We start from the raw sequence: 14643 nt of genomic DNA on the forward strand, positions 1-14643 counted from the left end.
CGGGGAGGAGTTCGCCTATGACGTTCATCTATCCCACCGACAGCAACAAGGCGCATCCGCTGCCGCTGTCGCCCGATTACAAGAGCTCGATCAAGCGCGCGCCGAACAAGCCCTTGATCCCGATGCGGCATACGTTGTCGGAACTCACCGGCCCGGTCTATGGCCACGAGACCGTGCGTGAGGGCGACAACGATCTCACCCTCCAGCACAGCGGCGAACCGCTCGGCGAGCGCATCATCGTCCACGGCCACGTGCGCGACGAGGACGGCCGGGGCGTACCGAGCTCATTGGTCGAGATCTGGCAGGCCAATTCCTGCGGCCGTTACGTCCATGTCCGCGACCAGCATCCGGCGCCACTCGATCCGAATTTCACCGGCGCGGGCCGCACCGTGAGCGATGCGTCCGGTTACTATCGCTTCGTCACCATCAAGCCCGGCGCCTATCCCTGGGGCAATCACCACAATGCCTGGCGGCCGGCGCACATCCATCTGTCGGTGTTCGGACATTCCTTCGTCACGCGCCTCGTGACGCAGATGTACTTCCCGAACGATCCGCTGTTTCCGTTCGACCCGATCTTCAACTCGGTGCCGGACGAGAAGGCGCGGGCGCGGATGGTCTCCTCGTTCGATCTGGAGAACACCCAGCCCGAATGGGCGCTGTGCTACCGGTTCGACATCGTGCTGCGCGGCAAGAACGCCACCCCCATGGAGAACAGCTAAGTGCAGGATAATGGGATCACGCCGTCGCAGACCGTCGGCCCGTTCTTCAAATACGGCCTGACGCCGACCGGCGAGTACGCCTGGAACGACGCATTCACGCACTCGACGCTGACCCCCGACGTCACGGGCGACCGCATCCGTATCGAAGGCCGCGTGTTCGACGGCGATGGTGTCGCCGTGCCGGATTGCATGCTGGAGATCTGGCAGGCGGACGCGAAGGGGCGCTTTGCCGACCCGCAGGACACGCGTGCGCTGCCGAATGCGAGCTTCCGCGGCTTTGCCCGTTGCGGCACCGACAAGGACGGCCATTACGCTTTCGAGACCATCAAGCCGGGCGCGGTGCCGGATCCCGACGGCAAGCCGCAGGCGCCGCACATCCTCGTTGCGGTGTTCGGCCGCGGCATGCTGCGGCACCTCTACACCCGCATCTATTTCAGCGACGAGTCCGGCAACGCCGCCGATCCCGTGCTGGCGCTGGTGCCCGCCGATCGCCGTGCCACGCTGATTGCCGTGCGGGAGGCTGGCAAGTCCATCTACCGGCTCGACCTGCGGCTCCAGGGCGACAACGAGACGGTGTTCTTCGACGTCTGAGCAATGCGCGCCGGGGGCCCGGTCCTCGGCGCGCATCTCGCATTATGTGCAAATAGGTGCATCAAAGGCCGATGCTGCGTTGCATCAGGCTCGAACGCTGTCTTCCCACTCTGGTGCGTCAGCCTCGCTGACTCAAATTCCGATTGGCTTGGCGACAATTCCCGTACTTGTGCGGGATTCGCGCGACACAATTCCGGCGCGAAAGCAATTCCGTATTTACCGTATTGGTCTAGGGTGGTCGCAGTTTCGACGTCGCCCCGGATTGTTTCATGAAATTTCGTCTGTCGTTGTCCTCTGCGATCGTTGCGTTTGGCATCGTTCTCGCCATCGGCTTTGCCGCCGTGGTTTCGACCAGCCTGTACGCCTTGAAAGAGCTCAAGGTCGGCGGTCCGCTCTATTCAGACATCAAGCTCGGCAACGACCTCATCGCGGACATTCTGCCGCCGCCGGAATATGTCATCGAGGCTTATCTCGAGGCGACGCTGGCCATGCGTGAGCCGGATCAGCTGGCGGCCCACGGCGAGCGCCTGGTTCAGCTCCGCAAGGACTACGACGAGCGCAAGGCCTTCTGGGTCTCCTCCAGCCTCTCGGCCGACCTGAAGACGGCGCTGGTGTCGAAATCCGACGCCGAAGTGCAGAAATTCTGGAAGGCGTCCGACCAGCTCCTGCCGGCCCTCAAGGCCAAGGATGCGGCTGCGTCGGAGCGCGCTTATGCCCAGCTCAAGGAGGCCTACACCGCGCATCGCGCCGTGATCGACAGCATCGTCGAGAGCGCCAACAAGCAGAATGCCGCCATGGAGAAGCTGGCCGCAGACCGCGACAGCTCGATGCTTTGGATCCTCCTCGGCGTCTCCGCCGCCGTCCTGGCCTTTGTTGCCGCGGGCCTGCTCGGCGTTGCCGTCGGCGTGGTGCGCCCGATCGTGCGCATGACGGACACGATGCAGAAGCTCTCGACCGGCGATCTCGCCGCCGACATTCCGTTCACCCACCGCCAGGACGAGGTCGGCTCGATGGCGGGTGCGCTTGTGGTGTTCAAGCAGGCGGCGGTCGAGAATTCCCGCTTGCGCGAGGAACAGTTGCGGCAGGAGCAGGAGGCGGCGCTGGCCAAGCGTGGCGCGCTGCAACAGATGGCGGAGACCGTCGAGCGTGAGACCGGCCGCTCGGTCGACACCGCCAGCGCGGCGAGCCAGGGCGTGGAGCGGGTTGCCACCAGCCTGTCCGAGATTGCAAGTTCGCTCTCGGCAGAGTCGCAGGCCGTCGCCGCAGCCTCCACCCAGGCGCTCGGAAGTTCGCAGACCGTCTCGGCTGCGGCCGAGCAACTGAGCGCCTCGATCCGCGAGATCGCGAGCCAGGTCGCGCGGACCAGCACGGTCACGAAATCGGCGGTCGCCGGCCGCGAGCAGGCGCGTTCGACCATCCAGGCGCTGGCCGGATCGGTGAAGAAGATCGCCGAGGTCTCCGACCTCATCGGCGGCATCGCCGGCCAGACCAACCTGCTGGCGCTCAACGCCACGATCGAGGCGGCGCGCGCCGGCGAGGCCGGCCGCGGCTTCGCCGTGGTCGCCGCCGAGGTGAAATCCCTGTCGGACCAGACCGCCAAATCCACCGAGGAGATCGCGCGGCTGATCGCCGAGATTCAGGCCTCGACGCAAGCCGCGGTCGATGCCGTCGAGACGATGGGAGCGCACATCGTCGAGATCGACGGCGTGGCGACCTCGGTCGCCGCTGGGATGGAACAGCAGGACGCCGCGACGCGGGAGATCGCGCGGTCGATTTCCGAATCGGCGACTGCGGCGAAGGAGGTTTCGGCCAAGATCGGCAATGTCAGCCGCGACGCCGCCTCCGTGAACGAGCGCGCCGCGGAGGTCAGGCAGGCGATCGCCGGCATGGCGACCAATCTCGAACAGCTACGGTCGGTCGTGGTGCGGACCGTGCGCGACTCGACCGCGGCAGCCTGAGCTCGGCGGCATCTCGGCTGCTGGTGTCCGGGGGGCGATCGTGCAGTATGGCGCGGGACAGGGGCATCGTGGTTCATGACTACTCTACAATTGCCGGCGGTCGTTGAGCCTGCCCGACTGACGGCCGCGCTGCGCCGGGGCGGCGTGCTGGACGCAGGCGCGGTGCGCGAGGTGAAGGTGCTGCACCAGCGCGACACCCTCGTGTCCCATATCGTCCGGCTTGGCCTGCGCTATGTCGGCGAATCCGCCGGCGCCCCGCACTCGCTGATCCTGAAGACCGCGAATTCCGCCTTCGCCGAGAAACTTGCCAACGGCGGCCGGCGCGAGGTGGAATACTACACGCAGCTGACGCCGAGCATGCCGCCGGGACTCGTGCCCAGCTGCTTCGACGGTCATTTCGACGAGGACAGCCTCGCCTGGCATCTTCTGCTCGAGGACCTCACCGACAGCCACGACGTCGCGGCGGCCTGGCCGCTGCCGCCATCGCGCGATCAGGCGATCGCGATCGTGACGACGCTCGCACGCTGGCATGCGGCCTGGTGGGACCATCCGGGCCTCGGCGATTCCGTCGGCACCTTCGCGAGTCCTGAGGACAGCGCGGAGCGCATGGAGACCTTCGCCGGACATTACGACCGCTTTGCCGATTATCTCGGTGATCGCCTCAGCGAGGAGCGGCGCACGCTCTATCGGCGTCTCATCGATCAATCGGACCGGCTGTCCCAGCGTTACCACTCGCGCCGTCACCTCAGCATCACCCATGGCGATGCCAATGTCTGGAATTTCCTGCTGCCGCGCGCGGGCGTCGCCGATACCGTGCGGATCTTCGATTTCGACCTGTGGAGCATCAACGTTCCGACCCATGATCTCGCCTACATGATGGCGATGCATTGGTATCCGGAGCGCCGTCAGGCGCTCGAGCGCGCGCTGCTCAATCTCTACCATGACACGCTGATCGACAGCGGCATCACCGGCTATACGCGCGGCGCGCTCGATCGCGACTACCGCTGGGCCGTGCTCTGGCAGATCACGAGGCCGGTCTGGCAGTGGAGCATCAACATCCCGCCGGTGATCTGGTGGAATAATCTGGAGCGGGCGATGGCGGCGGTGGACGATTTGGGCTGCGAGGAGTTGTTGTAGCCCGGCTCTTGTCCCGGGCGCGGTGCAGCGCGTAGCGATGCGCCGCAGAACCGGGACCCATCGCGCCGCAGGCATGGGCCCCGGCTCTGCAGCGCATCACTTGCGTGCTGCGCTGCGTCCGGGGCACGAGAGATCTACTACTCCATCACCGCATGTTCCGGTCCCGCCGCCTGCCTGCGCAGCGTGGCCTTGGTCGAGCCGATCAGAAAGGCGAGCGGGATGGTGCAGAGGATGAAGATCATCACCAGCTGGTAGTCGTGGGCGAAGGCGATGATCTGCGCCTGCACGCTGACCATCCTGTCCGCCATGGCGCGGCCGGCGTCGGTCGACAGATTGATCAGGCCCCTGACGTCCGGCATCTGCAGCGCGTGATTGAACGGGTTGATGTGCTCGGAGAGAATCGCGTAGGTCCGCCGCGTTCCCTGCGTCAGCTCGGCGATGACCACGGAAATGCCGACCGAGCTCGCGACGTTGCGCATCAGGGTCAGCATCGCGGTGCCGTCGGTGCGCAGGTCGTTCGACAGTGTCAGAAAGGCCACGGTCGAGAGCGGCACGAAGACGAGGCCGAAGCCGAAGCCCTGGATGACGCTGACCGTCACGATCTCCGGCACCTGGGTCAGGTCGGTCCAGCCGGTCATCTGGAACAGGGAGCCCGCAGTCAGCGCCAGGCCCGAGATGATGAGCGTGCGCGCCTCGAAATAGCGCATCATGCGGCCGACCAGCATCATCGCGAAGAAGGTGCCGATGCCGCGGCTCGCCAGCAGCAGGCCGGCGGTGATGATGGGATAGCCGATCACGTTCTGCATGTAGGGCGAGGCCAGCGCCATGGTCGAGAACAGCACGAGCCCCATCACGACCATGAACACGCAGCCGGTGACGAAGTTGCGATCCCGGAACAGCGCGAAGCGTATGAACGGTGTCGAGGTCGTGAAGGAGTGCGCGAGGAAGAAGTAGAAGGCGACGGCCGAGACGATGAATTCCGCGAGGATCTCGCCCGATTCGAGCCAGCCCAGTTGTTCGCCGCGGTCCAGCGCGAGCTGCAGCGCGCCGATCGCGATTGCCAGCGCGGCGAAACCGAACCAGTCAAATTTGAGGCTGAGATCCTTCCTGGTCTCGTCCATGAAGAGGATCAGCCCGAGCACGGTGATGGCGCCGAACGGCAGATTGACGAAGAACACCCAATGCCAGGAATAGGTCTCGGTAAGCCAGGCGCCCAGGGACGGCCCCATGATTGGGCCCATCATCACGCCCATGCCCCAGATCGACATCGCCTTGGCGCGCTCCTGGAGCGTGTAATAGTCGAGCATGACCGATTGTGACAGCGGCACCAGGGCCGCGCCGAACACGCCTTGCAGCAGCCGGAACAGCACCATCTGGTTGATGTCCTGCGCAAGGCCGCACAGCACCGAGGCCATGGTGAAGCCGGCCGAGCAGATGATGAAGATGCGCTTGCGGCCGAAACGGTTGGCGATCCAGCCCACCGGCGCCGTCATGATTGCGGCGGCGACGATGTAGGAGGTCAGCACCCAGTTGATCTGGTCCTGCGAGGCCGACAGCGAGCCCTGCATGTATGGCAGGGCGACGTTGGCGATGGTGGTGTCCAGCGCCTGCATGACGGTCGCGGTCATGGCGCAGATCGTCACCATGTTCCGGCGCAGGCCGGGGACCATCAGGCTGGCATTGGCGTCGGACATCGGATCAGTCTTTGTTTTTATCGATTTAGTCCTTGTCCTGGCTCGCGGTCGCCGACAGGCCGAGGAGGCCGGCGAGCGAGCGCTGATGGCCGGTGTCGATGGTGGCATAGACGCTCATGCCGGCCTTCAGCTTCCGCACGTATTTGTCGGTCTCGTCGAAATAGATGCGGATCGGCACGCGCTGCACCACCTTGACGAAATTGCCGGTCGCGTTCTGCGGCGGCAGGATCGCGAATTGCGCGCCGGTGCCGGGCGAGAGCGAGCCGATCTTGCCCTTGAAGACATGGCTCGGGAACGCGTCGACCTCGAGCGTGACGGGCTGCCCTGCGGAGACGTGGGTGAGGTCGCTCTCCTTCGGATTGGCGTCGACCCAGGGGTGGGCGACGTCGATGATGGAGAACACCGGCGTGCCGGCGGCGACGTAGCGGCCGAGCTGGATCTGCTCGACCTGCGTCGCCACGCCTTCCATCGGCGCGCGCAGCACGGTGTGATCGAGGTTGCGCTGGGCATCGTCCAGCTTGGCCTTCGCCTGCGCGTAGGGCGGGAATTGCTCCAGCGGCAATTCGGGGTCGCCGAGCAGCTGCGTCCTGGCGTTGGAGAGTTGCTGCTTGATGTATTGCGCCTGCGCGCCGGCGGTGACCAGTGCATTCGAGGCGTTGTCGAGGTCGAGCTGCGAGCCGAAATTGTTCTTCACCAGCGCCTGCTTGCGCTCGACATCGCGCTTCTTCAGATCGATGCCCTGCCGGGCCAGATCGAGCATGTCGCCGTAGATCTTGATGTTGGCGACGAGGTTGTCATAGGTCGTGCGGGCCTGCGCGAGCTGCGCCTTGGCCTCGTCCACCGCGAGGCGGAACGGAACGGGGTCGATCTCGAACAGCTCGTCGCCGCGCTTGACCGACTGGCCCTCCTTCACGACCACCTTCAGGATCTTGCCGGAGATGTCGGGCGTCACCAGCACTTTCTGGGCGCCGACATAGGCGTCGTCGGTGCCGACATAGCGGCCGCCATGCAGGTAGAAGGTGACACCGCCGATGGCGACGATGACCGGCAGCACGACCAGGAGCAGGAAACGGCGATAGCGGCGCAGGCCCGCGACCAGGCGGCGGCGCGGGTCGGTGCCCGCTTTCTTGGTGGGCTTGCCGCTCTCGGTTTTCTGCTCGGGCTGGAACTTGAGGACTTGGTCAGCCATAGCGCTGCTCCTTGCGTGCTTGCTCAGCGCCGGATCTCTGGATCGCGGTGCGCACGTTTTCCTTGATGGTCTCGAGCTGGGACAGGAGGCGGTGGGCGTCCGCCGGTGCGATGCCGTCGAGCGCGTTGGCCGTCAGCTCGGACTTCAACCCGCCCATCCGGCCCAGCAATTGCCGGCCGGCCTTCTTGAGATAGAGGCGCTTGACGCGGCGGTCCGAAGCGTCGTTGCGGCGCTCGATCCAGTCATTGTTGCAAAGCTTGTCGATCAGGCGGGTCAGCGTGATCGGCTGCATCTCGAGCAGCTCGGCGAGTTCCGATTGCTTCATGCCCTCGCTGCGCTCGACCTTGGCCAGCACCGCCCATTGCGCGCGGGTAATGCCGAACCGCCTTGCCTCCTTGTCGGCATAGACTCGCAAGAGGCGGTAAAGCTCGCCCAGCGTGAACAGGAAGTTCTGGTCGACGGACCCGCGGCTCATGAGCTTGGTCTCCAATAAGCTCGGAATATAATAAGCAAGCTTACGATTATTCCCATGGCGAGTTCAGAGGAGGCTGCCCCGCAGCGTGAGCATGGCTGGCAGCCGTCTGCACGGTCGCGCTTTGGGTTCCCCGGCCCGGATGCTAAGATTGTCGGTGCATGACCCTCGCCAAGCCGGCATTTCCCGCGCCCGATCACGATCACGGCCGCTGCACTGCGGACGCGCTGGCGCATGCCGAGGAAGTTTGCGAGCAGCGCGCGCAGAAATTCACGCCGATCCGCCGCCAGGTGCTGGCAGCGCTGCTCTCCAGCCATCGCCCACTCGGCGCTTACGAGGTGATCGACGAGCTCGCCAAGTCCATGTCGCGGCCGGCGCCGATCACGGTCTATCGCGCGCTCGATTTCCTGATGGCCAACGGTCTCGTGCACCGCATCGAGAGCCGCAACGCCTACCTCGCCTGCGCCGCCCACGACCACGACGCGACCTCGGCGGTGGCGTTCCTGATCTGCGAGCGCTGCGGCCTGGTCGGGGAGATCCCGTCGGGGTCATTCGCCGGGGATCTCAATGCCGCGGCACGCAGCTCGGGCTTTGCTCCGAAACTGTCCGTGGTGGAGATCACGGGCGTCTGCACCCATTGCCAGAAAGCTGCATAGAGCAACAACGGCGCAAAGCCGGTTTTTCGGGAAGACATGTCCTCATCACCAGCTAACCACGCCGCCGCACGTCCCCTCAGTGCCGGCGCCATCGCCCTGATGCTCATGCTGTGCCTGACCTGGGGGTTCAACCAGATCGCGGTGAAGCTGGTGCTGCCGGACATCCCGCCGATGCTCCAGGCTACGATCCGCTCGGCGGGCGCGCTGCCGGTGCTGTTCATCATCGGCACGTTTCGCGGCGTCAAATTCTTCGAGAACGACCGCACCTGGAAGCCGGGCCTGATCGCCGGGCTGATGTTCGGCATCGAATTCGTGCTGATCTTCCAGGGTCTGCGTCTCACCTCCGCATCGCGCGCGGTGGTGTTCCTCTACACCGCGCCGTTCTTCGTTGCGCTCGGCTCCTACCAGGTGCTTGGCGAGCGGCTCGGCGCCTCGCAATGGTTGGGCCTCGCCATCAGCTTTGCCGGCGTCGCCCTCGCGATCGGCGTGCCGCAGCCCAATGTCGATTCGCATGTCCTGCTCGGCGACCTCATGATCGTCGGCGGCGCCGCGCTGTGGGCGGCCACCACGCTGGTGGCCAAGGGCACGCGGCTGCGGTTTGCCGCGCCCGAGAAGGCGCTCGGCTATCAGGTCGCCACCTCGATCCCGATCCTGGGGCTCGCGGCCTGGCTGTTCGGCGAGAGCATCACCCACACGCCGGCGCCGCTGTCGCTCGGCCTGATGGCGTTCCAGGCGATCTGGGTGGTTGGAACCACGTTCACGCTTTGGTTCGCGCTGGTGAAGGCCTATTCGGCCAGCAAATTGTCGGCTTTTACCTTCATCACCCCTTTGTTTGGCGTGGTGGGTAGCTATTTCATCATGCACGACACCCTAAGCCTGGCATTCGGGGCGGCTGCCCTCCTTGTAATTGCTGGGCTTTTTCTGGTTAACCGTCCGAGCCAAACGGCTGCGGCGCCGGCTGATGCATTGCTGAACGTCACCAAAACCTGATATTTGGACCCCATGAACAAGCCCGAAACCACCATCGATTCCGACATCGCGGGGCCTGCACCGCGCCATCGTACCACCCAGGTCAAGGTCGGCGACGTCGCCGTCGGCGGCGGTGCGCCGATCGTCGTGCAGTCGATGACCAACACCGATACCGCCGACATCGACGGTACCATCGCCCAGGTCGCAGCGCTGGCGCGCGCCGGCTCCGAAATGGTCCGCATCACCGTGGATCGCGAGGAAGCTGCGGCCGCCGTTCCGCACATTCGCGACGGCCTCGCCAAGCGCGGCATCACCACGCCGCTGATCGGCGACTTCCACTATATCGGCCACAAGCTGCTCGCGGCCTATCCGGCCTGCGCCGAGGCGCTCGCCAAGTACCGTATCAATCCCGGCAATGTCGGCTTCAAGGACAAGCGCGACACCCAGTTCGCCGACATCATCGAGATCGCGAACAAGAACAACAAGCCGGTCCGCATCGGCGCCAATTGGGGCTCGCTCGACCAGGAGCTCTTGACCAAGCTGATGGACGAGAACGCAGCCTCCGCCAATCCGCGCGACGTCCGCGCCGTGACGCGCGAGGCCATGGTGCAGTCCGCGCTGCTCTCGGCGGCGCGCGCCGAAGAGCTCGGCATGCCCAAGAACCGCATCATCCTCTCCGCAAAAGTCTCGGCGGTGCAGGATCTGATCGCGGTCTATCAGGACCTCGCCAGCCGTTCCGATTACGCCATCCATCTCGGCCTGACCGAAGCCGGCATGGGCACGAAGGGCATCGTGGCGTCCTCGGCCGCGCTCGGCATCCTCTTGCAGCAGGGCATCGGCGACACCATCCGCATCTCGCTGACGCCTGAGCCCGGCGGCGATCGCACCCGTGAAGTGCAGGTCGGCCAGGAGCTGCTGCAGACCATGGGTTTCCGCACCTTCGTGCCGCTGGTCGCAGCGTGCCCCGGCTGCGGCCGCACCACCTCGACCACGTTCCAGGAGCTGGCGCGCTCGATCCAGGATTTCATCCGCGACGAGATGCCGGTCTGGAAGACGAAATATCCGGGGGTCGAGGAGCTCAACGTCGCGGTGATGGGCTGCATCGTCAACGGCCCGGGCGAATCCAAGCACGCCAATATCGGCATCTCGCTGCCGGGCACCGGCGAAGCGCCGGCGGCGCCCGTCTTCGTCGACGGCAAGAAGTTCCGCACGCTGCGCGGCCCCACCATCTCCGCCGACTTCAAGGCGCTGGTGATCGACTATATCGAGCAGCGTTACGGCCAGGGCGCCAAGGTGCCGGTGACCGCGGCGGAGTAATTTCACTCAGCTGTAGCCCGCGCTCTGCTCGTCGCCCCCGCGAAGGCGGGGGCCCATAACCACAGGCCGTTGTGGTTATGGTGAGCTGTCACTCCGAATCTTCGTCAAACCCAATCCTGTGGTTATGGGTCCCGGGCTCGCGCTTTGCGCGCCCCGGGACGACGGCCGTGTTTGCAGCGCAGATTGCGTATCTGTCACCGCGCGCTACGATGGTTCTCAATCAATAATGATTGGGAGCACACCCATGAGCTCACTCGCCGGCAAGCAGGGGCCGCGCTATCGCCACACGGCCGAGGACGGCGCGCCCTATGAGACCATCGCGGTCGAAAAGCTCACGCCGATCATCGGCGCGGAAATCTCCGGGGTCGACATCGGCTCGCTCGTCTCGGGCGATGCTCGTTCCAACCGGCAGATGGACGAGATCCACCGCGCGCTGGCCGAGAACCTCGTCATCTTCTTCCGCGACCAGCATATCACGCCGCAGCAGCATCTCGCCTTCGGCCGCAAGTTCGGCGAGCTGCATTTTCATCCCGCCGCGCCGCATGAGGACGAAGACCCGGCCTTGATGAAGATCTACGCCGACAAGAACTCGCCGCGGGCCAACGGCGAGGGCTGGCACTCCGATGTGTCCTGCGATCTCGAGCCGCCGATGGGCTCGATCCTCTACATCAAGCAATGTCCGCCGCGCGGCGGCGACACGCTGTTCGCCAATATGTACGCGGCCTATGAGGCGCTGTCGGACCGCATGAAGACCTATCTCGATGGCCTCACCGCGCTGCACGACGGCGAGCCGATCTATCGCGGGCTCTATGCGAACTACGGTGTTGCCGATCGTCCGTCCTATCCGCATGCCGAGCATCCCGTGGTGCGCACGCATCCGGTCACGGGCAGGAAGGCGCTCTACGTCAACCGCGGCTTCACCCGCCACATCAACGGCATCCCGCGCGACGAGAGCGATGCGATGCTGGCTTATCTGTACCAGCACGCCGAAAATCCGCTGTTCCAATGCCGCTTCCGTTGGACCGAGAACGCGATCGCGTTCTGGGACAACCGCTGCACCCAGCACCGCGCGATGTGGGATTACTGGCCGCACACGCGCTCGGGCACGCGCGTCACGGTGAAGGGGGAGCGGCCGGTCTAGGCCGCGGTGCCGTAGGGTGGGCAAAGCGCAGCGTGCCCACGCATTTTTTGCGATCGAGAGAGATGGTGGGCACGGCGCAAGAGCGCCTTTGCCCACCCTACGATATGATCTGTGCAGCTCCTGCGTTGACGTGACAGCGGTCCCGCGCCAATCTTCTCGAAACAAATCGGGAGGATCTTCCGTGCTGCGGGCAGAGTACAATAAATTCCTGACCGAATCCGGTTCCGGAACGCCTGCGTCACCAGCAAGTCCAAGGACCTGCCGGCCATGACGTTGGAACGTTTTGGCGATGTCGCGGACTTCGTCGGCCGTCCGCAGATCGCAGCCGCGGAGCAACGCGTGGGGCCATCGCGCAGCATCATCGCCGGACTGGTCGCCGCGATCCTGTTGTCATCGCTCCTGCCTGCCGGCCGCAGCGAGGCCGCCGCCGCGCGCAAGATCGCGAAAGCCAAGCCCAAGCAGCCGCAATCACCGACCAGATGCGAGATGCCGAAATTCCGGATCGTGGTCGACGTCGGGCACACCCCGGACTCCTACGGCGCCCTCAGCGCGCGCAACGATCCGGAGTTCGGCTTCAATCTCGTTCTCGCAAAACGCATCACGGCGAAGCTCAAGTCCGAAGGCTTCGCGTCGACCCGCCTGCTCGTCACGGACGGCAAGGCGCGGCCGAGCCTGTTCAAGCGGGTCAGTGCCGCGAATGACGGCCGGGCCGATCTGTTCCTGTCGGTCCATCACGACTCGGTGCCGGACAAGCTGCTCGAGACCTGGGAGTTCGACGGCGCAAGGAGCTATTTCAGCGACCGCTTTTCGGGCCACTCGCTGTTCGTGTCGCGGCAGAATCCGCACTTCGCCACCAGCCTGACGCTGGCCCGGATGATCGGCGGGCAGCTGAAGGAGCAGGGCCTGCACTATGCCAGCCAGTACACTCTGCCAGTGATGGGCCGCTATCGGCGCCAGTTGCTCGACAAGGATGTCGGTGTCTACCGCTATGACGGGCTCGTCGTGCTGTCGCGGACGCGAAGCGCCGCGGTGCTGCTGGAGGCCGGCTCGATCATCAACCGCGATGAGGAGATGGAGATGAACTCGCCGGAGCGGCACGAGGCCGTTGCGGGAGCCGTCGCAGCCGCGATGAGGCAGTTCTGCGAGAGGCGGTAGATTGCTCCGCTGTTACAACGGCCCGCCCCGATACTCCCGGTTCGCCAGGCTCGCCTCCTCCAGATCCAGGTCGCGCTCGATCCGCCGCCGCGTCTCGTCGGTGATCTGGCCGTCGCGCAGCAGGTTGTGAATGAATTTGCGTTCGGCGGCGATCAAGTCGCGGGTCAGCGCGGTGCCGGCGGCGGAAACGTCGTGGTGGGCGGGATCGAGTGAATCCGGCAGCTGGTTGACGCGGATCTCGTGACGTGCACGCAGGAGCCGCATCACCTCGCCGGAGACTTCCTGTCCCGCGGTCATGGCTTCGAGCGACTTCAGCGCGGCGTCGAGGGCCTGGCGGCGCGCGGCGATCTCGGCCTCGTGCTCGGCGACATGCTCGTTGCGGCCGGCCTGCGCGACGCCGAGCCAGCGCACCACCGGCGGCAGCGTGAGGCCGATGCCGATCAGCGTGACAAAGATGACGCCGAAGGCGACGAACAGGATCAGGTCGCGATACGGAAAGGCCTCGCCGTCCGGCAACGTGAACGGCAGCGCCAGCGCGGCCGCGAGCGACACCGCGCCGCGCACGCCGGTGAAGGCGAGCACGAACGGCCATTGCCATGGTGGCGACGGATCGCGCTGGCGCAGCGACTTGCTGAGCATCCGCGGCAGATAGGTTGCCGGATAGAGCCAGGCGAAGCGCGCGATCACGACGATCACCAGGACCACGGCGGTTGCGATCAGGATGTCGTCGAGCGGGAACGCCTTCGATTTCTCGTAGAGCGCGCGCATCTGGAAGCCCGTGAGCAGGAACAGCACGCCCTCGATCAGGTAGATCACGAGGTCCCAGAAGAAGATGCCTTGCAGCCGCGTCGCCGACGAGATCAGCAGCGGACCGTTCCAGCTCACATAGAGCCCGCAGGCGACGGTCGCGATCACGCCGGAGCCGCCGACATGCTCGGGCAGCCAATAGGACACGTAGGGCGTGATCAGCGACAGCGTCAGCTCGACCTGCGGATCTCCGGACCATTTGCGGAAGCGAAGGGAGAGCCAACCGACGCCGATGCCGAAGGCGATCTCGCTGGCGACGATGAGGAGGAATTCGCCGGCCGCAAGCGGCAGCGAGAAATGTCCGACCATGATTGCGGCCAGCGCAAAACGGTAGAGGATCAGCGCGGTGGCATCGTTGGCGAGCCCTTCACCCTCGAGGATGACCAGGAGCCGCCGCGGCATGTTGAGCCGGCGCGCGATCGCGAGCGGCGCCACCACGTCGGGCGGCGCGACGATGGCGCCGAGCAGGAAGGCGATGGTCCAGGGCAGGCCGATCATGTAATGCGTCGCGGCCGCCACCATCGCTGCGGTGAAGATCACGGCGCCGACCGCGAGCAGAACGATGGGGCGCAAATTCTTCCTGAACTCGCGCCAGCTCATGGCGACGCTGGCCGAGTAGATCAGCGGCGGCAGCACCATCAGCAGCACCAGTTCCGGCGGCAATTCCACCTGGGGCATGCCGGGCACGAAGGCGAGGCCGACGCCGGCCAGCATCAGCAGGATGGCGGGCGCGATGTTGAAGCGGCGTGCGGCCAGCGCCACGCCCGCCAATACGGCGAGCAGGATGATAAAAATTTGAAACTTCGCTTCCATGGCAGCCTGTCTTGACCCGGAAGCG

Annotated in this window: 13 protein-coding genes; 9 read left to right on the plus strand and 4 right to left on the minus strand. The window is 65.4% G+C overall.

Annotated elements, in window-relative coordinates; all coding sequences use genetic code 11:
- Positions 1-17 precede the first annotated feature (17 nt).
- The 4 genes from pcaH to D6B98_RS11575 all read left to right on the plus strand — a co-directional run bounded on the left by pcaH (position 18) and on the right by D6B98_RS11575 (position 4405).
- On the plus strand, positions 18-719 hold the full coding sequence (gene pcaH / locus D6B98_RS11560) for a protocatechuate 3,4-dioxygenase subunit beta (RefSeq protein ID WP_126257108.1): 702 nt from the start codon (positions 18-20) through the stop codon (positions 717-719).
- Positions 720-1310 (plus strand): protocatechuate 3,4-dioxygenase subunit alpha, encoded by a 591-nt coding sequence (gene pcaG, locus D6B98_RS11565; RefSeq protein WP_126257109.1) that lies wholly within the window; start codon positions 720-722, stop codon positions 1308-1310. It begins immediately after the preceding gene.
- 269 nt (positions 1311-1579) lie between these two features.
- A complete protein-coding gene (locus tag D6B98_RS11570; RefSeq protein WP_126257110.1) occupies positions 1580-3268 on the plus strand; it encodes a methyl-accepting chemotaxis protein in 1689 nt (562 codons plus the stop codon).
- Positions 3269-3343: 75 nt separating this feature from the next.
- Entirely contained in the window at positions 3344-4405 is a 1062-nt protein-coding gene (locus D6B98_RS11575; RefSeq protein WP_126257111.1) for a phosphotransferase, read from the plus strand.
- A 137-nt stretch (positions 4406-4542) separates the two neighbouring features.
- Here the strand turns inward: D6B98_RS11575 and D6B98_RS11580 are convergent, their stop codons facing one another.
- From D6B98_RS11580 to D6B98_RS11590, 3 genes are read right to left on the minus strand one after another with little or no spacing between them, the layout of a single operon-like run.
- Entirely contained in the window at positions 4543-6099 is a 1557-nt protein-coding gene (locus D6B98_RS11580) for an MDR family MFS transporter (RefSeq protein WP_126257112.1), read from the minus strand.
- A 25-nt stretch (positions 6100-6124) separates the two neighbouring features.
- Positions 6125-7288, minus strand: a complete 1164-nt coding sequence (locus tag D6B98_RS11585; protein ID WP_126257113.1) for an HlyD family secretion protein — start codon at positions 7286-7288, stop codon at positions 6125-6127.
- On the minus strand, positions 7281-7763 hold the full coding sequence (locus D6B98_RS11590; RefSeq protein ID WP_126257114.1) for a MarR family winged helix-turn-helix transcriptional regulator: 483 nt from the start codon (positions 7761-7763) through the stop codon (positions 7281-7283). The genes D6B98_RS11585 and D6B98_RS11590 overlap by 8 nt, the downstream gene beginning before the upstream one ends.
- Positions 7764-7921: 158 nt before the next feature.
- Here D6B98_RS11590 and D6B98_RS11595 point away from each other — a divergent pair, with 158 nt between their 5' ends.
- The 5 genes from D6B98_RS11595 to D6B98_RS11615 all read left to right on the plus strand — a co-directional run bounded on the left by D6B98_RS11595 (position 7922) and on the right by D6B98_RS11615 (position 12998).
- Positions 7922-8416: a Fur family transcriptional regulator gene (locus tag D6B98_RS11595; protein ID WP_126257115.1), complete on the plus strand. Its 495-nt coding sequence runs from the start codon at positions 7922-7924 to the stop codon at positions 8414-8416.
- 99 nt (positions 8417-8515) lie between these two features.
- Positions 8516-9406 carry a DMT family transporter gene (locus D6B98_RS11600; protein WP_430644563.1) on the plus strand — a complete coding sequence of 297 codons (891 nt, stop codon included), beginning with the start codon at positions 8516-8518 and terminating at the stop codon, positions 9404-9406.
- A gap of 12 nt (positions 9407-9418) precedes the next feature.
- Entirely contained in the window at positions 9419-10702 is a 1284-nt protein-coding gene (ispG, locus tag D6B98_RS11605; RefSeq protein ID WP_126257117.1) for a flavodoxin-dependent (E)-4-hydroxy-3-methylbut-2-enyl-diphosphate synthase, read from the plus strand.
- Between the two features lie 244 nt (positions 10703-10946).
- Complete coding sequence (locus D6B98_RS11610) at positions 10947-11843, plus strand: TauD/TfdA dioxygenase family protein (protein WP_126257118.1); 897 nt, start codon at positions 10947-10949, stop codon at positions 11841-11843.
- 339 nt (positions 11844-12182) lie between these two features.
- Positions 12183-12998: an N-acetylmuramoyl-L-alanine amidase gene (locus tag D6B98_RS11615; protein ID WP_164718553.1), complete on the plus strand. Its 816-nt coding sequence runs from the start codon at positions 12183-12185 to the stop codon at positions 12996-12998.
- A 12-nt stretch (positions 12999-13010) separates the two neighbouring features.
- Here the strand turns inward: D6B98_RS11615 and D6B98_RS11620 are convergent, their stop codons facing one another.
- Positions 13011-14618 carry a Na+/H+ antiporter gene (locus D6B98_RS11620; RefSeq protein WP_126257119.1) on the minus strand — a complete coding sequence of 536 codons (1608 nt, stop codon included), beginning with the start codon at positions 14616-14618 and terminating at the stop codon, positions 13011-13013.
- Between the last annotated feature and the right edge of the window lie 25 nt (positions 14619-14643).

Origin of the sequence: Bradyrhizobium sp. LVM 105 (genome assembly GCF_003957705.1) — a bacterium.
GTDB lineage: Bacteria > Pseudomonadota > Alphaproteobacteria > Rhizobiales > Xanthobacteraceae > Bradyrhizobium > Bradyrhizobium frederickii.

Coding starts and splice junctions, on each gene's coding strand:
- pcaH (WP_126257108.1), top strand. CDS start 18: ATGACGTTCATCTATCCCACCGACAGCAACAAGGCGCATCCGCTGCCG.
- D6B98_RS11570 (WP_126257110.1), top strand. CDS start 1,580: ATGAAATTTCGTCTGTCGTTGTCCTCTGCGATCGTTGCGTTTGGCATC.
- D6B98_RS11575 (WP_126257111.1), top strand. CDS start 3,344: ATGACTACTCTACAATTGCCGGCGGTCGTTGAGCCTGCCCGACTGACG.
- D6B98_RS11580 (WP_126257112.1), bottom strand. CDS start 6,099: ATGTCCGACGCCAATGCCAGCCTGATGGTCCCCGGCCTGCGCCGGAAC.
- D6B98_RS11585 (WP_126257113.1), bottom strand. CDS start 7,288: ATGGCTGACCAAGTCCTCAAGTTCCAGCCCGAGCAGAAAACCGAGAGC.
- D6B98_RS11590 (WP_126257114.1), bottom strand. CDS start 7,763: ATGAGCCGCGGGTCCGTCGACCAGAACTTCCTGTTCACGCTGGGCGAG.
- D6B98_RS11595 (WP_126257115.1), top strand. CDS start 7,922: ATGACCCTCGCCAAGCCGGCATTTCCCGCGCCCGATCACGATCACGGC.
- D6B98_RS11600 (WP_430644563.1), top strand. CDS start 8,516: ATGCTCATGCTGTGCCTGACCTGGGGGTTCAACCAGATCGCGGTGAAG.
- ispG (WP_126257117.1), top strand. CDS start 9,419: ATGAACAAGCCCGAAACCACCATCGATTCCGACATCGCGGGGCCTGCA.
- D6B98_RS11610 (WP_126257118.1), top strand. CDS start 10,947: ATGAGCTCACTCGCCGGCAAGCAGGGGCCGCGCTATCGCCACACGGCC.
- D6B98_RS11620 (WP_126257119.1), bottom strand. CDS start 14,618: ATGGAAGCGAAGTTTCAAATTTTTATCATCCTGCTCGCCGTATTGGCG.